Here is a 25090-nt window from a genome sequence, read left to right on the forward strand (position 1 = left end):
CCCCCACCGGATGCATATGAAACACCGCCGGACCAGGTAAATCAGGCAGTCTCGCCTTGACCTCTTCCCACCACACCAGTTTCTCGATACGCCGTTGCTCGGCTGCGTACTGGGCATTTGCACCCGTTTCCTTTTCGAGTTCCGCAGTCAGCGATTTCCATTTGGACGGGTTGGCCCATTCGCTTTCGTGCCGAATAATCAGGCGCGACGCGCGCAGCGACTGCCATCTGTCTTTCGCGGCCACGCATAGCTCGTCGATGGCACGGTCGCCGTTACTGCCGGGGCAAATTGCCTGATAGACGCTTTTCATTAGCGGACTAAGTTTGTCCAGCGCAGCGGTGGCCGGCATGTCCTTGTCGCAGGCATAGTCGACGTACGCTTCTGATTTGGCGCATAGCGTATGGGCGGAGTCATGCGCGCCCTCGATGGTCTGGAAGTCCACCCACCCCTGCGGATACTCGCGCGTGACGCGACCGCCCGCGAAATTCTGTTCTCGTACCCAGCCACTGATTTCGTTGCCAAGCATATTGGCGCTGTGCACTTTCCACCAGTTGAGCTTCAGGTTGTCCGCGCCTGGGCTTGTCTCTTTGAACTTGTGTTCCTTTCGCCGGCCCAGTTCCGCTAACGACAGCATTAGGACGACATCGGTGCGCGGAGCGTCCTTTCCCTCCTGATGGGCCGCCTTATAGAGCTTTGTTCGCCTGTCGATACGCAGCAGCGTGGCTTCGCCGGGTAACCCCAACGCCTTCCAGCGCGCGGGATACGGCGAGTGTTCCTGGATCCAGGCTCGGCTCGTCTGAAGAAAGGTCTTGATGTCTTCGCCGCAGAAGAACTCGATGTGAACCATGCGGGTGGGCGCCGAATGATTGAGCGAGTCGTACCGGCCAAGGTGGCCGAGCAACTGGCCCGCTTTGACCTTGATCGGTTTTGGAGGAACGACTATGCAGTCGAGCGCGGTGTCGGGTATGAATTCCTCGACCACCTGTCCACCATGCTCGCGCCCAAGGAATACCCAGCCGCCGACCGCAGCATCGGGCGCCACGAAGTCTCCAACGCTGGCCGGAATCGGCGGGCCGCTGCGTGCGATCTTTCCCCAGTTGCCAGTGCGCTCGCTGATACTGAACTGTGTGCCCTGCGGCAGGATGCCAAGCGCCGTGCCGCCGGCCCGTGCTGACCGCACGCGCAGCCCCTTCTGCTTGGCGGGCGCAGCGCGCAGGCCCGGCCTGGCGCGTGGCTGATCCCGGGCGAACGTCGTGACCTTGAACTCCGGTGACCAATGGGCCGGGCGGGGCAACGTCTTCCTGTCCTCGTAGCCAGCCAGGTCCTGCAGGTGCATGTACAGGCTGTAGAAGGTCAGCCAGGTCCCGCGTGGAAACTCCATCTTGTGGCGCACCAGGGCGAAACCCGTGCTGTAGCAAGCCTGGATGGCGGGCTGCTGGCCGTTGCCGGGAAGCTCGGTAACCGGACAGGTTCGATCCAGTCGCCACGCGACGACCTCGCCGTCGGCCATCGCCAGCACGCCACCGGTCAGGTCGAGGAACTGGCCAGCGCCAGCTTCGCTGATATGGATGCCGCCGTGCCACATGCCGTGGGCGCTGACGGCAAAGGCGCCGCCCGGCTCGAGTCGGAGCAGGCGGTGGAACTCGTGCTCGTCGGTGACCTCGACGCCGGGCGCGCCTTCCTTTGCAGCCTTTTTTCGCAGGGGAAAGGTGAAGCGGAGGGGTTTCAGTGGGGGCGGCGGCTTGTTGGGTACGGCGGTCGACTTCATGGCCGCCGGCTCCGCCACACACTGCGCAATACTGGACAACAGACGCAAAGGCCGATCAAAAGCCCTGCCGGGCCGGGACGCTCGGCCTCGAATTCGTTTGCTGACATGGGATCGTTGCAACGCACGTTACTGTGCGTCGCACGCTACCCGTGTTCGTCTCTTCGCAAAACAGAAAAAACCACCCCATCTGGCGTATCGCAAATGATCGCCAGTTTTCTCGAAAGATCGTGGATTACCGATGTTCGACAGGAGCGAATGGTGCGCTAAGCGCATCGCCTGGCGCACAGAGCATCTGCCTATACCCCGTTCCGCGCCGAATCGATGATGCCTAGCGCCTCGGCCTTGAGCACGAAGTCGGCCAGCGAGCGGGCGCCCATTTTCTTCATGGCCTGGGCGCGGTGGATCTTGATGGTGATTTCGCTGAGCGTCAGTTCGGCGGCAATCTGCTTGTTCAGCAGGCCGCGTACCACGTAGGCCATGACCTCTTTTTCGCGGGGGGTCAGTTCGTCGTAGCGTTGGCGCAGGCCGGCGTCGCGCGTGTCGGTCTGGCGTCGGGCGGCGTCGCGCGTCAGGGCGCTTTCGACGGCGTCCAGCATGTCCTGGTCGCGGAACGGTTTGGCCAGGAAATCCATTGCGCCGGCCTTCATGGCCTTGACCGACATGGCGATGTCGCCGTGGGCCGTCATGAAGATGATCGGGATTGGCATCTTGCTGGCGGCGAACTGTTCCTGCACCGCCAGGCCGCTCTGGCCCTTCAGCCGGACGTCGAGGATCAGGCAGCTGGGGATATCTGGCCGGGGCGCCGCGAGGAAATCGGTGGCCGAGGCGAAGGTCTCGACCTGGTAGCCGACCGAGCGCAGCAGCATCGACACCGCACGGCGCATGGACTCGTCGTCGTCCACCACGTAGACCACCGACACCCCTTCTCCGGACGGGATCGCTGTATTCATGGATTCACTTTCGTTCCGGGCGCGGTCTCGGGGCGCGGCGCAAGCGCGCCGGACGCCACATCTTCCAGGAATCGCTGGACGGCCGCGCCATCGACAGGTTTGCACAGACATGCCTGCGCGCCGGCACGCAAGGCTTCGCGGCGGATGGCATCGGTGCAGAACGCGGTGATGAATATTACCGGAACCTGGCTGCCCTGCGCGTTCAGGGTGCGCAGCATCTCCAGCCCGCTGATCTTTGGCATCTGGACATCGGACAGGATGCAATGCGCCTCGGCCGTCCCGGCAGCCTCCAGAAAGACCTGAGCCGATGCGTAAGTGCGCGCCTCCCAACCCAGCGAACGGACCAGCCGGGAAGTCGCCGCGCGAATGGATTCGTCGTCGTCAATGATGGCGACAACCAGTTTCTTGGCCAAGGCCGGTACCTCACAACAATCTTATGGCGCAATGGTAGCGGCCCGCATCGATGGCCAACACTATGCCTTCGTATAGGCGTCGGCCCGCCGCGACACGGCGCCCGGACGTTCGGCCAGCCCTGCCAGCACCCTCCGAAAGCCCGCTGCAAGCCCTTTGAAAGCCCGCGCCGGACGGTCTGCGCCGAATCCGGCGCCCGGACGTGCATATGCGAAAGCAGCGCCGATCACGCGGAACGGTCCGCCCCGCGCCGGCGGTAGCCTCAAGCCTCACTCTCTCCTCAGGAAGACCGACATGAGCTACATCACCACCCAGGACGGGACCCGCATCTTCTACAAGGACTGGGGCACCGGCCGCCCCGTGGTCTTCTCGCACGGCTGGCCGCTGCATGCCGACGCCTGGGACGCCCAGATGCTGTTCCTGGTGCAGCACGGCTTTCGCGTGATTGCCCACGACCGTCGCGGCCACGGCCGCTCGGACCAGCCCGCGCACGGCAACGACATGGACACCTATGCCGACGACCTGGCCGCCGTGCTCGACGCCCTCGACATCCAGGGCGCCACGCTGGTTGGCCATTCCACCGGCGGAGGCGAAGTGGCGCACTACATCGGCCGGCATGGCTCGAAGCGCGTGGCCGGGGCGGTGCTGATCGGCGCCGTGCCGCCGATCATGCTCAAGACCGAGGCCAATCCCGGCGGCCTGCCGATGGAAGTCTTCGACGGCATCCGCCAGGGAGTGGCCGACAACCGCTCGCAGTTCTACAAGGACCTGGCGCTGCCTTTCTTCGGCTTCAACCGTCCGGGCGCCAAGGTGGCGCAGGGCACCATCGACAACTTCTGGCAGCAGGGCATGGCCGGCGGCGTGCTGGGCCAATACCTGTGCGTGAAGGAGTTCTCGGAGGTGGACTACACCGAAGACCTGAAGAAGATCGACGTGCCCACGCTGGTCCTGCATGGCGACGACGACCAGATCGTGCCGATCGACGATGCCGGCCGCCTGTCGGCCAGCATCGTCAAGGGCGCGACCCTCAAGGTGTACGCCGGCGCTCCGCACGGCATGTGCGTCACGCGAGCCGACGAGGTCAACGCCGACCTGCTGGCCTTCCTGAACCGCTGATCCATCGCCGCACCAACCGGAGAACCGACATGCGTCCGATTCTGGTTCGAGCCATCCTTGCCGCCACCTGTCTGCTGGGCGCCGTGGCCGCCCACGCCACCGATCCGGCCACCAGCCCGTTTGCCGCCGACCGCTACGACTACAGCGTGCTGCCGGCCGCCAAGGCCGGGGCCAAGACCGCGCCCCAGACCCCGGCCAGGTGCCACGACGGCAAGGCGGCATGCCATCCGTCGCGTTAGGCGCCCTGCCGCGCGTCACGCGCGGCGGTGTGCTGCTGATGGGGCTGGCCCTGGGGTGCGCCACGGGGGTCGACTTCGTGGCCACGTCGATGCTGGCCACCGGCGCGGTGCAGATCCGCGCCGGCGTCTACGCCACGCCCGACGACTTTCTCTGGTGCTTTACGTCCTATGCCGCGGCCGCCATCGTCGCCAACCTGATGCTGCGGCGCATCGCGGACCTGGTCAGCTACCGGGGCTTCACGATGCTGGGCCTGCTGGTGGCCATCGCGGGCGCCCTGCTGTGCGCGGCATCGAACAACATCGTGCAGCTCTCGGTGGCGCTGGCCGTGCAGGGGCTTGGTGCGGGCGGCCTGTTCGCTGCCGCGCGCACGCTGATCCAGATGATCGCCGCCCCGCAGGAGCGCCCTCGCCTGCTGTGGCCGTTCGTGCTGGGCGCCATCGGCATGCTGGCCGCGGCGCCGTGGATCACCGCCACGCTGATCCTTGATGCCAGCTGGCGCCTGATCTTCGTGGTGCAGGCCATCGGCGCCGCCGCCACGCTGTTGCTGGTGTCGGTCACCTATCCGCACCGCGTCACCCCGCCCCGCTCGCCTGACATCGACACCCTTGCCGCGATGGACTGGTACACCGTGCTGCTGCTGGGTCTGGGGGCACTGGTGCTGGTGCATGGCCTGGCCGATCTGCGGCTCTACACCGCAGCCAGCACGCCCATCGTGATGGTCCGCCCGCTGGCGGGTGCCGCCCTGATGACGCTGGCCTTCCTCCGGCTGCACCGGCATCCCGACCCGTGGCTGAATACGCGCCGGCTGGGCGGGAAACGCTATCTGACCGGCCTGGGCTTCTACGCCACCTACTCGTTCGTGGCCGGGCTCTGGAACTACCTGATCCCGATCGTGCTGCAGCTCGGCCTGGGCTTCTCGTTCGAGACCACCGGCATGGTAACGACGCTGACCGCCACGGCGGGCGTGGTGGCAGCCATCGTGTTCGTGCTGTATGGCGCGCGCCTGCCGGGGTCGCGACGCTGGCTGGCGCTGGGCTATGTCTTGCTGGCCGGCGCGGCGTGGATGCTGGCCACGCGCCTGATGACGGACCTGTCGCTGGGCCGCGTGGTGCCGGCACTGCTGCTGCAGAGCGCGGCGCTGCCGTTCAGCCTGATCGTCGTGGCCAAGTTGACGTTCCTGGACACACCGCTCGACGATTTCTCGCACACCTACCAGTTCAAGAACATCGTGCGCCAGGTGGCATCGGCCGCCGGCACGGGCACCGCCGCCCAATGCCTGCAGTACGGCGAGGCGCTGGCGCGCACGCACCTGGTGGCACGCGTCGACCGGTTCGGCATCGCACCGCTGCCGCATGGCGCCGCACTGATCGGCCTGTCGCAACAGATCGACCAGCAGGCGGTGTTGCTGGCCGGCGCCAACCTGCTGGCCATCGTGGCGCCCGGCTGCCTGCTGGTGGCCGGCTTTGCGCTCTGGCAGCGGTGGCTGCGGTGAGTTCCCCATGACCGTTTGCGGCCTCCTCCCTCCCGCTTGCGGGAGCGCGGCGCAGCATCCACCGCGCGCTCAACGCTCGTTGGCCGCGATGATCTTCGCGATGTTCGCGTCGGCGTCGCGACCCACCAGTGCGTAGACGTCCGTGGACAGCGGCGTCACGGTCGGCAGCGTGTTGAGGCTGGCGCCGTCGTGCTGGTGAACATCCACGGTCACCTGCATCGACAGGCCGATGCGCAGCGGATGCGCCGCCAGCTGGGCGGGATCGAGCGTGATCCGCACCGGCAGCCGCTGCACCACCTTGATCCAGTTGCCAGTGGCGTTCTGCGCGGGAAGCACCGAGAACGCAGCGCCCGTGCCGGCCGCAAAGCCGGCCACCTTGCCGTCGTAGCGCACCTGGGCGCCGTAGAAATCGGCCACCAGCGACACCGGCTGGCCCACGCGCATGTCCTTCATCTGGTTTTCCTTGAAGTTCGCGTCCACCCAGACCTGGTCCAGCGGCACCACGCCCATCAGCGGCACACCGGGCGCCACGCGCAGGCCCACCTGCACCGCGCGGCGCGCCACGAAGCCGGTGACTGGCGCCGGCAGTGTCGAACGCGCGTGGGCCAGGTAGGCGGCGCGATAGCTTGCGGCGGCGCGCGCCACGTCGGGATGCTGCGCGATGCTGGTGTTGTGCGTCAGGGCCAGGTTCGATGCCAGCTGTTCCTGCGCGGCACGCAACGCCGCGTGCGCTTCCTTGAGCGTTGACCGGGCGTGGTCGACATCCTCTTTCGATACGGCGCCGGTCCCGTCGACCGACATGCGCCTGCGTAGATCGTCACGGGCGTTCTCCACGGTGGCCTGGCGCTGCGCGATGTTCGCCTGCAGCGTGCCGTTGCCGACATAAAGCGTGCGCACCTGGCGCACCGTTTCGGCCAGTTGCGCGGCCGCCTGCTGCAGCGCCACCTCGCTGTCGGTGGGGTCCAGCCCCACCAGCGGCTGGCCCATCGTCACGCGCTGGGTGTCGTCTGCCGCGATCGATACGACCGTGCCCGGCACCAGCGACGTCACCTGCACCACGTTGCCGGACACATAGGCGTCATCGGTGGACGCGAAGTGCCGGGCGATGGTCCACCAGTACGCGCCGGCGCCAATGCCCGCCACGGCGATCAGGGCGGCCACGGTGATCAGGCGGCGGCGCGGTACGGGGCGCATTTCGGCCGACGGTGCGGGCGCGGCGGGAGCAGCGGGCGGGGCGGGTGTGTTCATGGTGAGGTCGTGGTGGGATTGGGTGATGCGGCGGACTGGGTTGCGGCATGTTCCGGCAACTGCCCGACGTAGCCGCCGCCCAGCGTCCAGACCAGCTGAAACTGGAGATCGAGTTGCTGCCCCTGGAGCTGGGCCACCTGGCGTTGCTGCGCCAGGACGCTGTCCTGCGCCGTCAGGACGGCCAGCTGGTTGGCCAGGCCGGCCTGCCAGCGGCCGGAAGCCAGCGCATAGGCACGCTCGGCCAGCGCCTGTGCCCGCTGCCGCTGCGCAGTTTCGGCGGCCACGGCTTGCAGGCTGCCGACGGCATCGGCCGTTTCGCGCAATGCATCGGCCAGCGTCTGGTTGTAGTCGGCCACGGCTGCGTCGTAGTCGGCGTAGCGCGCGTGCAGGTTGGCGCGCAGGCGGCCCCCTTCGAACACCGGCAGCCGCAGCGACGGGCCAAAGGCAAAGGCCCGGCTAGCACCAAGCAGGAAATCGGACGGCGTGATCGTGGTCAGGCCGGCCATGGCGGACAACGTGACGTCGGGCAGGAATTCCGCACGCGCCACGTCGATGTCCTTGGAGGCAGCCTCCACGCGCCAGCGCGCGGCCACCAGGTCCGGGCGGCGCGACAGCAGCCCGATGCGCGCGTCGTCGGGCAATCCGGCCGGCGGATGACCACCCGAGCCGTTCAGCAGCACCGGCCGGGTGATCGCCAGTCCGCGGTCGGGGCCCTTGCCCAGCAGCGCGGCAATCTGGTGGCGCGTCACGGTGATGGTGTCGTCGATATGCGTCAGATCCGCCTCGGCACTGGCCAGGTCGGCGTCCTGCAGCGTGATGCCCACCTGGGTATCGAGGCCAGCCACCAGCCGGGCCTTGCCCAGCGCGGACAGTTCGCGGCGCTGGGCAATCGTTTGCGTGGTGATGTCGCGCAGCACGTAAAGCGTGGCCAGCCGCGCGTAGACGCGTGCCACGCCCGTGGTCAGCAGCAACTGCGCAGCCTGGCCTTCGGCTTCGGCTTCGCGCACGCCGGAGATCGCGGCCCGCAGCGCGCTACGGTGCCGGCCCCAGAAGTCCAGGTCATACGTCAGGCCGCTGGACAGCTGCACCTGGTTGATCCAGCGGCCCGACAGCGGCGTGGCGCCCAGCAGGTCGGTCTCGGAAATGCGCTGGCGCGACACACCGCCGCGGATATCGATGTCGGGATACAGGCCGCTGCGCGCGCCCTCGGCCACGGCGCGGGCTGCCTCCACGCGCGCCCGCGCGGCCTGCAGCGTCGGACTGCCGGCAACGGCCTCGCGGGCCAGTGCGCCAAGCTGGAGGTCGCCAAAGCGGTCGATCCAGTCCTGCGGCGGCCACTGGCCATGCTGGGCGGGCAGACTCTGCGCGATGCCGGTAACCACCGCCGGCGTCTGCGTGGGGCGGCTGTGGTCGAACGCGGCGCAGCCCGTCAGCGCCAGGGTAGTCAGCACGGCGGCAGCCACGGGCAGGTGCCGCCATCCGGTCGCGGCATGCATCACGGCCTCACTCCGATGGTTGATGCCGGGAATGATGGCCGCTGGCGCGCAAGGCCGTGGTTGCCAACGCCAAGTTATTTCGGGATGGCACTACCGGGTGGCGGGACCGCCGCTATCCGCGCGATTTCGCCCCTTTCCGGTGCATTGCGTTGGCGCGGCCTATACCTTCGTTTAACACCGCACCACCTACGCGGCAATTGTGGGCATCCGTACCCGGCTCCTAGCATTCCAGTCAACCACCGACTGCTTCCACGGGAGCCGCACCATGACACTTCAGAAGCTCTGGATGCCGATCATCGCCATCACCCTCGCCTTCGCTACGGTCGGCGTGGCTGGCGCCGTGGTTTACGGCATGTGGCAACAGGCCATCGAGCCAGTTCACGCCGCAGCGCACGCCGTGCTGTCGCACCACCACTTGTGAGCGCCGTCATGTCCGACCAGGAAAGCCTGTTGCTGATGTACGGCTGGATCGTCCTCGCCGTGCTGAACCTGATTTTGATTGCCGTCGCGTACCTCCAGTACGCCGGTTGAACGCCCGCCGCCGCACCGATACCGCATCCCGGAGCCCCACCATGAAAGATGTAGCAACCATCGTCCTCAACGCCCCTGACGCCTCTGGCGCCGCACCTGCCAGGGCAGCGCCCCAGCTTCGCGTGGCCGCCGCGCAGGCGCCCGGCTTCGTCCAGCGAGAAACCCGCTGGCGACACGCCCCCGAGGCGGTGGTCACGCCCGGCCACCGTGACGCCATCGTGGTGTCGCGCTGGACTTGCGACGGCGAGCCGCCTGACACGGTGTCGCACGCAGGCGACCCCACCCGGCACTGCATCGCCATCAACCTGCGGTCCAGCTCGATCCGCTTCCTGTGCGGCGGCATGCCGGTGTTTGACGGACGACTGGGTGCCGGTGCGGTCCACGTGACCGCGCCGGGCACCGCCACCAGCGCCGTGTACGCTTCAGCCACTGACGTGCTTCATCTGTTCGTACCCCAATCGGTGCTGGCGGCCTGCTATGCCGACCAGTTCGGCCACGACCACGACGGCGAATTGCGGCTCGAAGATCCGTTCTTCCATGCCGACCCGGCACTGGAACGCCTTGGCCAGGCCCTGGCCGTGGCGCATTCGCAGGACCCGGGCCTGGGCCGCATCTTTGCCGACAGCGTGGCCCTGGCCATCGTGGCGCGCGTGGTGGCCAATCATTTCCAGCGCATTGCGTCGAACACGCGTGCGGTGACCACGCTGCCCCAGTGGCGTCTGCGCCGCGCCATCGCGTTCATGGACGCGAACCTGTCCGCGCCCATCGGGCTGGCTGATATCGCGCGCAGCACCGGGCTCACGCGCATGTACTTTGCCGCCCAGTTCCGGCGTACCACGGGCATGCGCCCGCACGAATACCTGGTGCGCCGCCGTATCGAACACGCACAGGACCTGCTGCGCGGCGGCGACGGCAGCGTGCTGGAAGTGGCCATGCGCTGCGGATTCCGGTCGCAAGCCCATTTCACCACCGTCTTCAAGCGATTCGTCGGCGACACGCCGCACTGCTGGCGCGTCAAGGTCACCTCTACTTCCGGGAGCTCCCATGGCTGAAACCCTGTACCCCGCATCCGTCGACACCCGCGATCTGGTGGACGTGCGCGACAGCGCCTGCGACACGTGGCTGCGCACCATCGCGCTGCTGGATCCGAAGCGCCAGACGCTGGCGTCCCTGACCTACACCGCCGAGGACAACGCACTGCGCGCCCATGCCCCCATCGTCAGCATCATCGAACGGCTCAGCAGTGCCATGGCCGTCGTGAGCTGGCGCGACGCCACGCACTGCCGCTACGGGGCGCAGGTATGGACCATCGGCCCGGCCCGCGACAGCGGCGTCTGCGCGTTGTCCGGCCAGCCCATCGACAAGAGCGACCTGGTGTTTCGCCCGCAGCGTTCGCGTCCGCCCGCGCTCAACGCCGACGCGATGATCCTGGCCTCCGCCATGGACAGCGCCGGCGTGGCCCTTGCGCCCGCGCTGGACGACGCGCAACCCACCATCGCCTACCGGTCGAACGCCAGGTAACGCGCCATGCACGACGTCACCGACCTGTCTCGGCTGCAGTTCGCCTTCACCGCGATCTTTCATATCCTCTGGCCGATCCTGACCATCAGCCTGTCGGCCTTCCTGTTCATCGTCGAAGTGCTCTGGATTCGCACCAACGACGTGGCGTGGTATCGCCACGCGCGGTTCTGGAGCAAGCTGCTGCTGCTGAACTTTGCCGTCGGCGTGGTCAGCGGCATCCCGATGGAGTTCGAATTCGGCACCAACTGGAGCGCGTTCTCGCAGTTCACCGGGCAGTTCTTCGGCAACATCCTCGGCTTCGAGGGCGCCATGGCCTTCATGCTCGAAGCCGGCTTTGTCGGCATCATGATGTTCGGCTGGGAGCGTGTGCCGCGCGGCGTGCACCTGTTTGCCACTGGCATGGTGGCGCTGGGCTCGTCGCTGTCGGCCTTCTGGATCATGGTGGCCAATTCGTGGATGCAGACCCCAGCCGGCGTGGCGGTGAAGGACGGCAAGATCGTCGTCACCGATTACCTGCGCGCGATCTTCAATCCCGATGCGCTCTGGGGCATCAGCCACATGTGGACGGCCGCGCTGGAAACCGGGCTGGTGGTGGTGGCCGGCATCTCGGCCTGGTACCTGCTGAAGCGGCGCCAGCCCGCGTTCTTCGCACGCTCGTTCCGTCTGGCCATGGTGCTGCTGGTAATCGTGGCGCCGTTGCAGGTATGGCTGGGCGACGGCAGCGGCGTGGACGTCTTCGAGACGCAACCCGCCAAGGGCGCCGCCATTGAAGGCCACTGGCAGACCAATGCGCCGGGCACGGCCGCGTCGTGGTCGCTGCTGGCCTGGCCCAACCAGGCCGCCCAGCGCAATGACTGGGCCATCGAGGTGCCCGGCATGCTGAGCCTGCTGGCGACGCACAAGGTACATGGCACCGTCACGGGCCTGGTCGATATTCCGCGCGCCGACCAGCCCCCGATGCTGCCGCTGCTCTACTACGCGTTTCGGGTGATGGCCGGCATCGGCGTGCTGTTCGTGGCGCTGGCGCTGTGGACGGCACGGGTGCTGCGCCGCACGCGCCAACAGCCCGCCAGCCTGAGCCAGCATCGGGCGCTGCTGCTGGCGTGGATCGTCGCCATTCCTTTGCCGTACCTGGCCGTCGAGTGCGGCTGGATCGTGCGTGAGGTGGGTCGCCAGCCATGGCTGGTCTATGGCCTGTTGCGCACCCCGCAAGGGGTCTCGACCGCCATTTCCCCCGCCGACGTCACCGGCAGCATCGCGATGTTCGGCGCCTTCTACGCAGTGCTGCTGGTGACCTTCGCCTGGCTCGCCGCGCGCTGGCTGCGCCAGGGGCCGGACCTGTCGCTCAGCCCCCCGGCAACCGCCCCGGCGGCCCTGCCGGCGGCCGTCGAGCGCAGCACCTACTGACCACCGGAGACTCGCCATGGAAACCAACGCCCATACCCTGCTGGTATCGCTCTGGTTCTGCATCCTGGGCCTGATGCTGGCCGCCTATGTCGTCACGGACGGCTTTGATCTTGGCATCGGCATCCTGAGCCTGTTCGAGCCCGAGCGCGAACGGCGCGACGTGATGGTCGAATCGATCATCCACGTCTGGGATGCCAATGAAACCTGGCTCGTGGTGCTTGGGGGCGGACTGTTTGGCGCCTTCCCGGCCGCCTACGCCATGCTGCTGCCCCAGCTGTACCTGCCGCTGATGGCGTTGATCGCCGGGCTGATCATGCGCGGCGCGGCCATCGAGTTCCGCCACGCCACCCATCGCGGCCCGTTCTGGGACCGGGTCTTCGGCGTCGGTAGCCTGCTGGCCGCCGTGGCCCAGGGCGTGATCCTCGGACGCATCATCACCGGGCTGGATCCGGGCGCATGGAACGCCGTGTTCACGCTGGTTGCCGCCGTGGGCGTGGCCGCCGGTTACGCGCTGCTGGGCGCCACCTACCTGATCAAGAAGACGTCGTATCCGGTCGACGCTTCGGCGCGCAAGTGGACACTGGCAACGCTGCCGATCACCGTCGTCAGTGCGCTGGTGCTGCACGGCGCCACGCTGCGGCTGAGCCTGATCGGCACCCACCGCTGGCACCAGCATGGCGTGCTGGCCGTGCTGCTGGCGCTGGGTGTGATGGCCGCACTGGCGGTCTCCTGGATTGCCGGGTCGACCTGGACCGGCCGCCGCCGCGCTCCGTTCCGCGCAGCCATGCTGTTGTTCCTGGTGTCGTTCGGCGGACTGGCCGTCAGCCTGTTCCCGAACGTGGTGCCGGGGCGGCTGTCGCTGATCGATGCCGCCTCCGACGACCGGACGCTGGTATTCATGCTGATCGGCATTGGCGTGCTGCTGCCGGTCATGCTGGGCTACAACCTGTACCAGTATCACGTGTTCCGCGGCAAGGTGGCCGTCTGAGCTGCATGCGGCGCCGGCTCTCGAAAAAAAAGAGCCCTCTCCAACGGAGAGGGCTTTGGCGTTGGGCGTCGGCGACGTTACCTGACCGACTCTGCCAGGAACCACGCGCGGCGCTGCGCTTCGTCGATCCAGTTTTCGAGCAGGCTGGCCGTGGCCACGTCGGCGTGGTCGTCGCAGACCGCGTGGGCATCGAGCATGGCTTGGACCAGCGTGAGGTTGTCGGCATGCAGCTCGCGCAGCATGGCCTTGGGCGAGACGTCCTCGGCGTCGTTGTCGCGCACGCGCTGGAGTCGTGCGATGGCGCCGATCGAGCGCAGCGTCGTGCCGCCGAGCTTGCGCACGCGCTCGGCCACGTCGTCGGTCATCGCGAAGATCTGGGTGGCCTGCTCGTCCAGCATCAGGTGGTAGTCGCGGAAGTGCGGGCCGGACATGTGCCAGTGGAAGTTCTTGGTCTTCAGGTACAGCGCGAAGACGTCGGCCAGCAGCCGGTTCAGGTGATCCGAGATTTCGGTGACGGCCAGGCCGGGATCGTCAAGCTGGGTAAGGGTCATGATGGGCTCCAGTAAGGCATACCAAAGGGCTATGCGCCCCGATTCTGTGCACTCGCGGGCGCCAGCGGCGCGGGCGGGTGTCCATCTCGACTGTGCACCTGCGGCGCTGACGCGGATTGTCCCCAGATCAACCGCTTGCAAAAACGCACCCAAGGTTCCCGAAGGGCGACGAATGCATGGACATCTCCTATACCTTCATATGATTCCTCGACCAGTCATTCAGGACTAATATCAGCGTCGGGCCATGCTGCCGGCCGTGGGCATGGGCATACCGACAACCAGCAATACGGGCGACAGGATGTACAACACCACCACGAACCGGCTGTTGATGGGCGCGGCAGGCCTGCTGGGCCTGTGTGTCTTCGCGATCGACGCCCTGACGCCACTCGATTTCGCCATCGCGGTGGTCTATGTGCTTGTCATCCTGCTGGTGGCGCTGACCGGATCGATCCGCGCCACCCGGGTCACCGCTGCCACGGCGCTGGTGCTCACAGTGGCGGCCTTTGCGTTTTCGCAGAACCCCGACCCCGATCACGGCCAGCTGGCACGCTTCGTCTTTGCCCTGCTGGCCATCGGCACCACTACGCTGCTGGCGCTGCGCAACCTGGCCGACATGGCGCGGCGGCGCCGTACCGAAGCCGCCCTGGCGCGCAGCGAAGCATTCCTGGCCGAAGCCCAGCGGCTCAGCAAGACCGGCAGTATCGCGCTGCGGCTGCCGGCCAACACGATGACGTGGTCGGACGAGGCGTTCCGTATCCTCGGCTACCCGCGGGGCGAGGCACCGCATTTCGGCATGGTGCTCACCCGCGTGCATCCCGACGATCTGGTCGAAGTGCAGCGCGTGCATGCGGCCATGCTCGGCGGCGTGGAGAGCGTGGATCTGCGGCACCGGCTACTGCTGCCCGGTGGCGCGATCCGTCACGTGCATCTGGTGGCGCGCCGCAGCGCCACGGCCGGCGACCAGCACGAATACGTGGGCGCCCTGATGGATACCACCGACGCCATCGAGACGCAGCAGGCATTGCATCGGACCATGACCGAACTGGCGCATGTGTCGCGTGTGACCACGCTGGGCCAGCTGGCCGCGTCGATCGCACACGAGGTGACGCAGCCGATGGCCGCCATCGTCACCTGCGGCAGCTCGGCACTGCGCTGGCTGCAGCGCGACGAGCCCGAGATCGCGGAAGCCACCGAATCCATCGAACAAGTGATTCGCGACGCCAGCCGCGCCAACGACATCATCCGGCAGATTCGCGCCATGGCGCAGAAGTCGGAGCCCAAATACGTGGATATCGGCGTCGACCACCTGGTGACGGCTTCGCTGGAACTGGTGCGGCGCGAGTTGCAGGACCATCAGGTATCGGCCGACCTGGACCTGGATGCCGACGGCGTGCGGATTCATGGCGACTGGACGCAACTGCAGCAGGTGCTGGTGAACCTGATGGTGAACGCCGCGCAGGCCATGTCGCACGTGTCCGGCCGGCGCCGGCTCACGCTGGCCAGCCGCGTCATGCCAGACCATACGGTGCTGCTGGTGGTCAGCGATACGGGTCCGGGCATTCCCGACAAGGACATGGACCGCCTGTTCAACGCGTTCTACACGACCAAGCCGGACGGCATGGGCATGGGGCTGTCCATTTGCCGGAACATCGTGGAATCCCATGGCGGTAGCATCGCGGCGGAATCGTTGCCCGAAGGCGGTGCGAAGATGATGGTACGGCTGCCGCAACGGATGGCCGATGGCGGGCAGGCGACCGAGGAAGCGGCCTGATCGCGGCCCTGGGGCGGACCTTGGGCGAACGTTGCGTAGCGCTCTGAACCCCGATCGAGCGTAAAAAAACGGCGCTTGGGCGGCACCTCAGACGCCTGCCCAGAGCGCCGTGACCAGCGCCATGCCGCAACTGGCGGCACAGACGCCCAGCCATGCCAGCGCCAGCGTGACACCACCGACGGCCGCGCTGGCGGCCCGGCCGTCGATTTCGACATTGGCGATCATGCCGGCGCTCAGGCAGGCGTGTTGCCCGGAGGCGCCGATACGCCGGTCAGGTCCTGGCCAACCTGGATAAAGCGGCCCTGGTCGGCCGGCGACACATTGAAGCGCGCGCCCTGCGTGTAGACGTCACGCGGCTGGTCGATGTTGTACTGCGGATGCGACTGCTTGGCCGGGTGCCTGCCGGTCTCGGCGGCATTGGCCATGCCGGTGCCAAGGGCGCTGACGGCGGCCACGCCGCATGCCACGAGAACGGGAAGGATGTGCTTGCGAATCATGATGGACTCCTGGTTGACTTGCGTTGCAGACGGGGAAAACTCTCCGGTTCCCCGCCAGGGCCTGCGTCGCATGCCCGTGAATCCATCGTAGGCGGCACCGCCGTGCGGCGCATTCGTACGTGGGTTGCCTCGCGCTAGTCAATTTGTAGAGCACCATCATCCTTTGGTTTGCATGGCGCATCGCCGGGCGTGCAAAACCGAAACCCCTGCCGCCAGCGGCAACGCCCGCCACCCTGCCGCCGATACGCTCGGGCCATCCCGACGTATCGATTCCCTTCAGGCAGGAGCCCCCGCCATGGCCTTCAAGACAAAGCCACGCATCGAACCCTATCCCCATGCCGCCGCCGGATGGGGTGCGCTGAAGTACGTGGCCATCAACCTGATCAAGGAGCGCGTGCCCGGCCGCGACTACGCGATGCTGTTCCGGCAGAACAAGGCGGACGGCTTCGACTGCCCCGGCTGCGCCTGGCCAGACCGCGAACACGCCTCGACGTTCGAGTTCTGCGAAAACGGCGTGAAGGCCGTGGCCGCGGAATCCACCGGCAAGCGCGTGACAGCCGCATTTCTGGCGCAACACACGGTGACGGCCCTGATGGCGCAGACCGACTACGAACTGGAGCAGCACGGCCGCCTGACCGAGCCCGTGATCTACGACGGCCTGACGGACACGTACCGGGCGATCTCCTGGCAGGACGCATTCGCGCTGATCGGCACCCGCCTGCGCGCGCTGCCCGATCCGAACCAGGCGGCCTTCTACACCTCGGGCCGCGCCAGCAACGAGGCCGCGTTCCTGTACCAGTTGTTCGCGCGCATGGTCGGCACCAACAACTTCCCTGACTGCTCGAACATGTGCCACGAGGCCACCAGTCGCGGCATGCCCCATACGGTGGGTGTCGGCAAGGGCACCGTGACGCTGGAGGATTTCGAGACCTGCGACACCGTGCTGCTGTTCGGCCAGAACCCGGCCACCAACCACCCGCGCATGCTGGCCGAACTGCGCGACTGTGCCCGGCGAGGTGCCACGCTGGTGTCGATCAACCCGCTGCGCGAACGTGGGCTGGAACGATTCACCAGTCCGCAGAGCCCGGTGGAAATGCTGACCATGTCCGACACGAAGATCTGCTCGGTGTTCGTGCGCCCTACGCTGGGCGGCGACTACGCGCTGATCAAGGGCGTGGCCAAGCGCGTGCTGGAACTGGACGACGAGGCGCAGGCCACGGGTGCGGCCCGCGTGCTTGACACCGCGTTCATCGGCGAACACACGCACGGCTTCGACGCCTTCGCGGCGGACCTGCGTGCCGAATCGTGGACCGTCATCGAGCAGGAATCGGGCGTGCCGCGCGAGGACATCGAAGGTCTGGCCGCGATCTACGCGCGTGGCCAGCGCGTGATCTGCACCTGGGGTATGGGGCTGACCCAGCACAAGCATTCGGTGCAGACCATCCAGATGCTGACCAACCTCATGATGCTGCGCGGCAATATCGGGCGCGAAGGCGCGGGCCTGTGTCCCGTGCGGGGCCACTCGAACGTGCAGGGCAACCGGACGGTCGGCATCGAGGAACAACCGACGGGAGCTTTCCTCGACAAGCTGGGCGCGGCGTTCCGCTTCACACCGCCACGCGAGCATGGCTACGACGTGGTGGAGAGCATCGAAGCCATGCTGCGCGGCGACGTGAAGATCTTCGTGGCGCTGGGCGGCAACTTCGCGGCGGCTACGCCGGACACGGCTCGCACGTGGGACGCGCTGCGCGCGTGCAACCTGACCGTGCATATCTCGACGAAGCTCAACCGCAGCCATCTGGTCCACGGCAAGGAGGCGCTGATCCTGCCCACGCTTGGCCGCAGCGAGATCGACCTGCAGGACGGCGTGCCGCAGGGCGTAACGGTGGAAGACTCGGTCTCGAAGGTGCATATCTCGTTCGGGATGAATACGCCCGCGTCGCCAGACCTGATGTCCGAGACCGCGATCATCGCCGGCCTGGCCCATGCCACGCTGGGCAGCGCCACCGTTGACTGGCGCTGGTACGCGCAGGACTACGCGCGCATTCGCGACAAGATCGCCGAGGTCGTCGACGGATTCGAGCACTACAACGCCCGCGTGGCGGTACCGGGCGGCTTTCACCTTTATGTGCCCGCGCGCGAGCGGCAATGGCACACGCCGTCCGGCAGAGCCGAGTTCCTGGTCAACGCGCTGACCCCCGACACGCCGATCGCCCAGGCCCGCGCCCGCCACGGCGAACGCGTGATGACGCTGATGACCACGCGTTCGCACGACCAGTACAACACCACGATCTACGCGCTGGACGACCGCTACCGCGGCGTCTTCGGCCAGCGCCGCGTGGTGTTCATCCATCCGGCGGACCTGCAGATGCTGGGCCTGCGCGACGGGGAATGGGTCGACATGACCACGGTCTGGCACGACGATATCGAGCGGCGCGCCGACGGGTTCCGGCTGGTTGCCTACGACATTCCACGCGGTTGCGTGGCGGCCTATTACCCCGAGACCAACCCCCTGGTGCCGCTGGATAGCGTTGCCGACCTCTGCAATACACCGACTTCAAAATCGGTACCGGTGCTGCTGCATCGGGCCAGCGCGCCTACCGTATCTCTTTGAGCGTCAACGCATTGGGCGCCTGATATCTCGACGCCTGGCCCCGGCCACTGCCATCCGCTGGCAAGTGGCCCCTTTTCATCGCCGCCGCCGTGGCAATGTCTGCGGCTTTTGCGCAACGAAATCTGCACCAGATTGGCCCACGCGGCACGCACCCTGCAAGACCGGAAGCGCCGTCCACCGGCAGAAAACCTCCGGTTTCCGTCATGTACAGGTCATCGACCCGGCTGTATCCGGCGTCCCGTCAAGCGGTGACGATCCTCGTCACCGCAAGGCGCAATTTTTGTCACCCGGTGCGCCAGATAATGACAATTGACATCTATTTAACCGGCTCACGATAATCGCCGCGGCTACAGGGAATGGGCCGTTTCGCGGCGCATGGCAGATGTCCGTGCCAAAGCCGGGAATAAAAAAATCGAGAACGGAGCCCGGCGCGGCTCGGATAAGAACGAAGGGTCAATACAATGAGAAAAATCGCTCACCATCGTGGGCCGGCACTGCTGCTGGCCGCCGTATTCATGGCCGCTGCGTGCGGCGGAGGGGGCGGTGACGGCAGTCCGGCGCCTGCGCCGACTGTCACGCCATCGCTCTACGAACCGCTGTACGGTGCCGATACGCCGGTCATGGAACAGATCCAGTACCGGGAGCCCGACGGCACGCTGGTCACGATGATGGGCTCGCGCCCGACCGAGCGCCACGCGCGCGAGCGCGGCGAAGCCTGGGACGCCCCGGACGCGGGTCCGGGCCGCTACCTGACCTTCCCCACGTTCTACTTCCAGAACCGCACGTTCGGCCTGGAAATCCGCGACCACGTACCCGCCGGCAAGCAGCTGATCGAGGTCTATCTGCGCGTGAACCAGGGCATCTTCGATGGCACCACGTTCAGCCTGTTCCGCAATGTGCTCGATCCCACCGTGCGCGACTATGGCTGGTCGCTGAACTACGGTTTCAACAATCCGAAGGAAGGCGGCCTGCCGATCTGCCGCGAGAACCAGCCGCGCGAAGACTGCATGATGACCTTCGATTCGAACTGGCGCACCGACCCGCACAGCCCGCTGAAGATCGGCGACAAGGTCGAACTGGCCCCGGCGCCGCGGCTCAAGCGCGACCCGGTGGTGGATGGCGGCGGCAGCCGCTACTACTCGTTCGAGCAGCTCTACATCGTTGGCGTGGGCATGCGCCCGTGGTACGGCATCGCCCCGAACCTCGATTCCGAACCGCTGCCCGACGACGCCCTGCTGGGCGGCCAGGCCAGCCTGTCGTACAACTACTCGGAAGAACCGATGCGGGTCTTCCAGCAGATGGCCAACAACATCGGCATCACCAATACGCAGCGATTCGTGGAAGGACGCCGGCTGTTCCACACATCGTTCGCCGACGGCACGCACTCCGAGCACGATCGCGACAACCCCGTGTTCGCGGCCCATATCGGCCAGCTCGGCGCGCGCTACAACCAGCCGCGCTGCATCGAATGCCACACCAACAACGGCCGCAGCAAGCCGCTGGCGCTTGGCGCGAAGCTGGATACGATGTCGTTCCTGACCGCCAGCGGCGACGGCACCGGCCCCGACCCAGTCTACGGCCACAACGTGCAGCAGCACGCGCAGGATGCCAAGGCGGCCGCCTACGATGTCACCGTGCAGTCGTTCGACACCACCGTGCGCACGTTGCCCGATGGCGAGAAGGTGGAACTGGTCAAGCCGGTCTTCGCGTTCAAGGGCCCGGCTCCGGGACGCTACTCGGCGCGCCAGGCCGCGCAGGTGATCGGCATGGGGCTGCTGGAGGCCATTCCCGAGTCCACCATCCTGGGCCTGGCCGATCCCGATGACGCCAATGGCGACGGCATCCGTGGCGTGGCCAACCTCGTGGTGGATCCGCAGACGGGCAAGACCCACGTAGGCCGCTTTGGCTGGAAGGCATCGAAGGGCAGCATCCGCCAGCAGGTGGCCGACGCGCTGATCAAGGACCTCGGCGTGACGTCGCCCGTGTTCCCCGACTACGGCTGTCAGCGTGGGGCTGCGAACTGCCACACGGTCACCACGCCGACGTCCGTCAGCGAGAACGAACTGCAGCGCATGACGCACTACCTGTCGCTGATCGCCGTGCCGGCCCAGCGCAAGCTGCGCAGCGGCTTCCCCGACGGCGTCCGTGTGTCGCCCGAGCATGATGTGGATCCGGCCCAAATCGCGCGCGGCACCGACCTGTTCGCGCAGGTGCGCTGCGCGGCCTGCCATACGCCAACGTTGAAGACCGGCGCCACGCACCCATTTGCCGAGCTTCGCGAGCAGATCATCCATCCGTACACCGACCTGCTGCTGCACGACATGGGGCCCGACCTGGCCGACACGCTGTCCGAGGGCCGCGCGTATCCGAGCCAGTGGCGCACGGCGCCGCTGTGGGGCCTTGGCTCGCTGCGCTTCGTGCAGGGTGGCGACGCCAGCGTGCGCCTGCTGCATGACGGCCGCGCCCGCACCATCCCGGAAGCCGTGCTCTGGCATGGCGGCGAGGCCACCGACAGCCGCAAGCGCTACGAAGCCCTGCCGAAGGCCGACCGCGACGCGATCACGGCGTTCCTGCAATCGCTGTAGCGCGCAGACGCCAGAACATGGAAACTCACATGCTGATGCACACCCTACGCAGCCGTGCCATGGCGCCGCTGCTGATGGCTTTCGCGCTGGCCGCCTGCGGTGGCGGCGGCGACGGCGGCACCCCGGCGTCCGCGAACGGCAGCTCCGGCGGCGCCGGCGGCCACCTCTCGCCAAGCACGCCCGCCGCGCCCACCACGCCGCCGTCCGCCACGCCCGGCGTGACCAAGAGCGCCAAGCGCGGCATCGCCTACGACCTGGCCAGCAAGGCCGACCTGGCGGCGCTGGCCCCCGGGGTATCGTGGTGGTACAACTGGTCGCCCAGGCCCAGCGCATCGGCACCCGCCGACCCGCGCGCCGCCTATGGCATGGACTTCGTGCCAATGCTCTGGAACGACTACGCCTTCGATGCCGCCACGGTGGAAACCTGGCTGAAGGACCACCCGGAGGTCAAGTACCTGCTGCTGATCAACGAGCCGAACCTGACGGACCAGGCCAACCTGTCGCCTGCCGCGGCCGCCGCCGCATGGCCGCAGTTCGAGGCCATCGCCGGCCGTACCGGCGTCAAGCTGGTCGGCCCGGCCATCACGTGGGGCACCATGCCGGGCTACAGCGATCCCGTGGTCTGGCTCGACGGGTTCTACAACGCGTATCGCGCCGCCAACGGCAACCGCAATCCCCAGATCGATTACCTGGCCTTCCACTGGTACGACTATGGCCTGGGCGGGCAACTCGACCGCCTGGCCAAGTATGGCAAACCGTTCTGGGTCACCGAATTCGCCAACTGGCACAGCAATGCCGACGGCACGCAGGTCGATACGCTGGAAAAGCAGAAGACGCAGATGCGCGACATGGTGGCCACCTGCGAGCAGCGCACCGATGTCTTCCGCTACGCATGGTTCACGGGCCGCTGGAACCCCGATCCGCATTTCACCAGCCTGCTGGGCGCCGATGGCGAGCTGTCGGAACTGGGCCGCTATTACCTGGGCCTGCCGTTCTGACAACAGGCCCGGATTGGGTTGGACTGCCGCAACTAGCGGGACAGGTGGCGCTCCGATCCATGGGCCGGCGGCGTCACGGCCGGTGCCGTCAGGGTTGGCATCCCGGGCACGCGCGCCGCAGCCACCGCTTCGCGCTCCACGCGGATCTGGTCGATCTCGGCACCCACGTCGCCCGCCTCGCTGACACCCATCGCCAGGACCACGGTGCCCCGCGCCACCGGCACCGGCACCGGCGGCGACATGCCGCTGCATTGCGCCGTAATGCATGGCATGCCGTCGCCGCCCAGCGGCACCCGGGCGACGGTGGTGGCCGCCGAACCCAGTTCGGCAAACGTTGCCGCGCCTTCGCCATTGACCACGAGCTGGCGGGTCACCAGCGCGAACGACACCGCGATCTGCGCCGGTTGCCCCCCGTTGCCCGCGGCCGTCTTCGAAATCGTGTTCGCAGCCCGGATATAGAGCGGACGGAAGCGGAAGTAGTCGGTGAACTTGCCGTCCTGCAGCCGTTGTTCGATGGCCAGCACGGCCACCAGCCCGGGGCGCGACGGCGCATCGGCCAACGCATAGCGTGCGAACACCGCGCAGCGGACCCCACGGAATCCGGCCGCCGAGATGCTCACATCGACAGTGCTGGCGTCGATCGCTTCGCGCTTCAGTTGTTCAGGGCTGCCCTGGTCCTTGTCGGCGTAGAGGTCTGCCACGAGCCGCGTACCGCTGGCCACGAACGCGGTGCCGGCTGCGGTGGCGGCCCGGGCGGGTGAAGCCGATGCGTTCGAGGAAGATTTCGACGGGGGCTCGGCGCACTGCGACGACGCCAGCAGGTCCCTGATTTCGCGGTTTTCGGGCAGGGCCAGCAGGGTCCCCAGATCCTTGTCCGCCGACCAGTCCTTGCCGGCGGCCACCCAGGCCTGCGCCGCGCGCTTCGGTCTGCCACTGAGGTCGTCGGCCTTGAAGGCCGATACCGGTGGCGCTTTCGGTGTCGATGTGCAGCCGGCGGCGAGCATGCAGCCGGCAGCGAGTCCCAAGAAGGTCCTCATGCTGCCCTCCCTTGAAAGAAGCTAGAGGATATGGCCCGCCCGTGCGCGGCGGATACCATCCAGATGACTGAACAGCCAAATGGAGAGTAGTCATCGGGGCGCATCGATGCCAGTGCGTGTCAGGCAAGCGCAACAGTCCGGCGTGGCCCCGCGGTGTCAGGGGTATTTACCTGCTGCCAGGCGAAATTGCGCCAAAGCCATTACCATGGCCGTTTTCGCCCACAAAACAACAAAGCTCATCACGATGACCGTTCTGTCCGACTTTCCGATCACCGGCAAATGGCCGGCACAACATCCCGACCGCCTGCAGCTGTATTCGCTCAATACCCCTAACGGCATCAAGGTATCGCTGATGCTGGAAGAAACCGGCCTGCCCTACGAGCCGCACCTGGTGCGCTTCGACAAGCACGACCAGACCTCGCCCGAATTCCTGTCGTTGAACCCGAACAACAAGATCCCGGCGATCATCGACCCCAACGGCCCCGGCGGCCAGCCGCTGGCGCTGTGGGAATCGGGCGCGATCCTGGTGTACCTGGCCGACAAGACCGGCAAGTTCATGCCGGCCGACCCCGCGCTGCGCTACGAGACCCTGCAGTGGGTCATGTGGCAGATGGGCGGCATCGGCCCGATGTTTGGCCAGGTGGGCTTTTTCCACAAGTTCGCGGGCAAGGACTACGAGGACAAGCGTCCGCGCGACCGCTATGTGGCCGAATCGAAGCGGCTGCTGAACGTGCTGAACGAACGCCTCAAGGGCCGCCAGTGGATCATGGGCGACGACTACTCCGTTGCCGACATCGCCACGTTCCCGTGGGTGCGCAATCTGCTGGGCTTCTACCAGGCAGGCGACCTGGTCGGCATCCAGGACTTTCCGGAAGTGTCGCGGGTGCTGGCGGCCTTTGTGGCGCGGCCGGCCGTGCAGCGCGCGGTCGATATTCCGAAGCGGCCGGACTGACGCGGGCGGCATCGGGCCGCCCCCCCCCCCCGGGATCAGCCCGCGAACCCCAGCAAGACGCTGATGGCCGCGGCTTCCTCGCGCACCGCGCGGCCGATTGGTCCGTCGATCGACGGATCGAAGCCGCCGGTGGCGCCCAGCGCGGTCAGTACCGCGCAAACGCGGCCGGTGTAATCGCGCACCGGCGCCGCCACCGCGCTGATACCTTTGAGGTTGGTATCGCGCACCGCCGCGCAGCCTTGCGCCCGCACCGGGTCGCGCAACGCCCCCAGCGGGTTCTTCGCATCCAGGTCGGCGCGCTGCCCCGGCGTCAGCGCATCGAGTTCCGCGCGCGCCAGCGCCTGCACGTTCGAATCGTCGAGCATGCCCAGGAACACGCGGCCCGTGGCTGACCACAGCAGCGGCATCACCGACCCCACCCGCACGTTCACCGTCACCGGCAGGCCCGGCTCCTCGATCCGTACGATGGTGGGCCCCTTGTTGCCCATCACCGCGATAAAGCACGTCACTTCCAGCCGCTCGCGCAGCCGCACCAGCGAGGCTTCGGACAGCCGGATCGGGTCGGCCTGACGCATCGCGGCCAGTCCGATCTGTAGCGCCTCGATGCCCAGGTGGTACTGCTGGGTGTTGGCTTCCTGTGCGACGAATCCTTCCTCCATCAGGCTCACCAGATAGCGGTGCACCTTGGCCGGGCTTTCGCCGATCTGCCCCGCGATGGCCGTCAGGCTGGCGCGCCCGCCCAGGCGGGCCAGCGTCTTGAGTACGGCCATGCCGGTTTCGGCCGCCTGCACGCGCTGGCGGCGTTCGCGCGGACGGGGGCTGGGGTCCGGAGTGCGTTCGGTAGCGGAAGTCATGGCGCCCGAGGTTAACCCTCATTCATTGATTACGCAATGCGTATATGATTTACGCAAAACAGG

Annotated in this window: 23 protein-coding genes; 13 read left to right on the top strand and 10 right to left on the bottom strand. The window is 67.1% G+C overall.

Features of this window, described 5'->3' with window-relative positions; translation table 11 throughout:
- The 3 genes from AC3FJ6_RS10910 to AC3FJ6_RS10920 all read right to left on the bottom strand — a co-directional run.
- A partial coding sequence (locus AC3FJ6_RS10910; RefSeq protein ID WP_488771872.1) for a chitinase occupies window positions 1–1768 on the bottom strand: 1768 nt, incomplete at its 3' end.
- A 296-nt stretch (window positions 1769–2064) separates the two neighbouring features.
- A complete protein-coding gene (locus AC3FJ6_RS10915; protein ID WP_153946069.1) occupies window positions 2065–2718 on the bottom strand; it encodes a response regulator transcription factor in 654 nt (217 codons plus the stop codon).
- Entirely contained in the window at window positions 2715–3131 is a 417-nt protein-coding gene (locus AC3FJ6_RS10920; RefSeq protein WP_488771873.1) for a response regulator transcription factor, read from the bottom strand. The genes AC3FJ6_RS10915 and AC3FJ6_RS10920 overlap by 4 nt, the downstream gene beginning before the upstream one ends.
- A gap of 292 nt (window positions 3132–3423) precedes the next feature.
- Between AC3FJ6_RS10920 and AC3FJ6_RS10925 the strand changes: the two genes are divergently transcribed.
- From AC3FJ6_RS10925 to AC3FJ6_RS10935, 3 genes are read left to right on the top strand one after another with little or no spacing between them, the layout of a single operon-like run.
- The gene (locus AC3FJ6_RS10925; protein ID WP_488771874.1) at window positions 3424–4245 is read left to right on the top strand and encodes an alpha/beta fold hydrolase; all 822 of its coding nucleotides are present in this window, start codon (window positions 3424–3426) and stop codon (window positions 4243–4245) included.
- Between the two features lie 29 nt (window positions 4246–4274).
- Window positions 4275–4484, top strand: coding sequence for a hypothetical protein (locus AC3FJ6_RS10930; RefSeq protein WP_488771875.1), 210 nt, complete (start codon window positions 4275–4277; stop codon window positions 4482–4484).
- Complete coding sequence (locus tag AC3FJ6_RS10935; protein WP_488771876.1) at window positions 4466–5977, top strand: MFS transporter; 1512 nt, start codon at window positions 4466–4468, stop codon at window positions 5975–5977. The genes AC3FJ6_RS10930 and AC3FJ6_RS10935 overlap by 19 nt, the downstream gene beginning before the upstream one ends.
- 69 nt (window positions 5978–6046) lie before the next feature.
- Here the strand turns inward: AC3FJ6_RS10935 and AC3FJ6_RS10940 are convergent, their stop codons facing one another.
- Window positions 6047–7225 (bottom strand): EmrA/EmrK family multidrug efflux transporter periplasmic adaptor subunit, encoded by a 1179-nt coding sequence (locus AC3FJ6_RS10940; protein WP_488771877.1) that lies wholly within the window; start codon window positions 7223–7225, stop codon window positions 6047–6049.
- Complete coding sequence (locus AC3FJ6_RS10945) at window positions 7222–8721, bottom strand: efflux transporter outer membrane subunit (protein WP_488771879.1); 1500 nt, start codon at window positions 8719–8721, stop codon at window positions 7222–7224. Before AC3FJ6_RS10945 ends, AC3FJ6_RS10940 begins: the two co-directional genes overlap by 4 nt.
- 265 nt (window positions 8722–8986) lie before the next feature.
- Here AC3FJ6_RS10945 and AC3FJ6_RS10950 point away from each other — a divergent pair, with 265 nt between their 5' ends.
- From AC3FJ6_RS10950 to AC3FJ6_RS10970, 5 genes are all read left to right on the top strand, one after another.
- Window positions 8987–9142 (top strand): hypothetical protein, encoded by a 156-nt coding sequence (locus tag AC3FJ6_RS10950; protein WP_488771880.1) that lies wholly within the window; start codon window positions 8987–8989, stop codon window positions 9140–9142.
- Window positions 9143–9293: 151 nt separating this feature from the next.
- Entirely contained in the window at window positions 9294–10304 is a 1011-nt protein-coding gene (locus AC3FJ6_RS10955; RefSeq protein WP_488771881.1) for a helix-turn-helix transcriptional regulator, read from the top strand.
- Window positions 10297–10773 (top strand): DUF3331 domain-containing protein, encoded by a 477-nt coding sequence (locus AC3FJ6_RS10960; RefSeq protein WP_488771882.1) that lies wholly within the window; start codon window positions 10297–10299, stop codon window positions 10771–10773. Before AC3FJ6_RS10955 ends, AC3FJ6_RS10960 begins: the two co-directional genes overlap by 8 nt.
- A 6-nt stretch (window positions 10774–10779) precedes the next feature.
- Entirely contained in the window at window positions 10780–12180 is a 1401-nt protein-coding gene (locus AC3FJ6_RS10965) for a cytochrome ubiquinol oxidase subunit I (RefSeq protein ID WP_488771883.1), read from the top strand.
- Between the two features lie 16 nt (window positions 12181–12196).
- Window positions 12197–13168 (top strand): cytochrome d ubiquinol oxidase subunit II, encoded by a 972-nt coding sequence (locus AC3FJ6_RS10970; RefSeq protein ID WP_488771884.1) that lies wholly within the window; start codon window positions 12197–12199, stop codon window positions 13166–13168.
- A gap of 77 nt (window positions 13169–13245) precedes the next feature.
- Here the strand turns inward: AC3FJ6_RS10970 and AC3FJ6_RS10975 are convergent, their stop codons facing one another.
- Window positions 13246–13719: a Dps family protein gene (locus AC3FJ6_RS10975; RefSeq protein ID WP_488771885.1), complete on the bottom strand. Its 474-nt coding sequence runs from the start codon at window positions 13717–13719 to the stop codon at window positions 13246–13248.
- 244 nt (window positions 13720–13963) lie between these two features.
- Between AC3FJ6_RS10975 and AC3FJ6_RS10980 the strand changes: the two genes are divergently transcribed.
- Window positions 13964–15490, top strand: coding sequence for a sensor histidine kinase (locus AC3FJ6_RS10980; RefSeq protein ID WP_488771886.1), 1527 nt, complete (start codon window positions 13964–13966; stop codon window positions 15488–15490).
- A gap of 87 nt (window positions 15491–15577) precedes the next feature.
- Here the strand turns inward: AC3FJ6_RS10980 and AC3FJ6_RS10985 are convergent, their stop codons facing one another.
- On the bottom strand, window positions 15578–15715 hold the full coding sequence (locus AC3FJ6_RS10985; protein WP_488771887.1) for a hypothetical protein: 138 nt from the start codon (window positions 15713–15715) through the stop codon (window positions 15578–15580).
- 8 nt (window positions 15716–15723) lie between these two features.
- On the bottom strand, window positions 15724–15987 hold the full coding sequence (locus tag AC3FJ6_RS10990) for a hypothetical protein (protein ID WP_488771888.1): 264 nt from the start codon (window positions 15985–15987) through the stop codon (window positions 15724–15726).
- A gap of 295 nt (window positions 15988–16282) precedes the next feature.
- Here AC3FJ6_RS10990 and AC3FJ6_RS10995 point away from each other — a divergent pair, with 295 nt between their 5' ends.
- The 3 genes from AC3FJ6_RS10995 to AC3FJ6_RS11005 all read left to right on the top strand — a co-directional run bounded on the left by AC3FJ6_RS10995 (window position 16283) and on the right by AC3FJ6_RS11005 (window position 22184).
- A complete protein-coding gene (locus AC3FJ6_RS10995) occupies window positions 16283–18601 on the top strand; it encodes an FdhF/YdeP family oxidoreductase (protein WP_488771889.1) in 2319 nt (772 codons plus the stop codon).
- 461 nt (window positions 18602–19062) lie between these two features.
- Window positions 19063–21186 carry a di-heme oxidoreductase family protein gene (locus tag AC3FJ6_RS11000; RefSeq protein WP_488771890.1) on the top strand — a complete coding sequence of 708 codons (2124 nt, stop codon included), beginning with the start codon at window positions 19063–19065 and terminating at the stop codon, window positions 21184–21186.
- 29 nt (window positions 21187–21215) lie between these two features.
- Window positions 21216–22184, top strand: a complete 969-nt coding sequence (locus AC3FJ6_RS11005; protein WP_488771891.1) for a glycosyl hydrolase — start codon at window positions 21216–21218, stop codon at window positions 22182–22184.
- Between the two features lie 32 nt (window positions 22185–22216).
- Here the strand turns inward: AC3FJ6_RS11005 and AC3FJ6_RS11010 are convergent, their stop codons facing one another.
- Entirely contained in the window at window positions 22217–23221 is a 1005-nt protein-coding gene (locus AC3FJ6_RS11010; RefSeq protein ID WP_488771892.1) for a hypothetical protein, read from the bottom strand.
- Window positions 23222–23465: 244 nt separating this feature from the next.
- On the opposite strand from AC3FJ6_RS11010, the gene AC3FJ6_RS11015 reads away from it, so the two are divergent.
- On the top strand, window positions 23466–24173 hold the full coding sequence (locus AC3FJ6_RS11015; RefSeq protein WP_488771893.1) for a glutathione S-transferase N-terminal domain-containing protein: 708 nt from the start codon (window positions 23466–23468) through the stop codon (window positions 24171–24173).
- Window positions 24174–24208: 35 nt separating this feature from the next.
- Here the strand turns inward: AC3FJ6_RS11015 and AC3FJ6_RS11020 are convergent, their stop codons facing one another.
- Window positions 24209–25027, bottom strand: a complete 819-nt coding sequence (locus tag AC3FJ6_RS11020; RefSeq protein ID WP_488771894.1) for an IclR family transcriptional regulator — start codon at window positions 25025–25027, stop codon at window positions 24209–24211.
- Between the last annotated feature and the right edge of the window lie 63 nt (window positions 25028–25090).

It is taken from the genome of Cupriavidus sp. 94F1 (assembly GCF_057798875.1).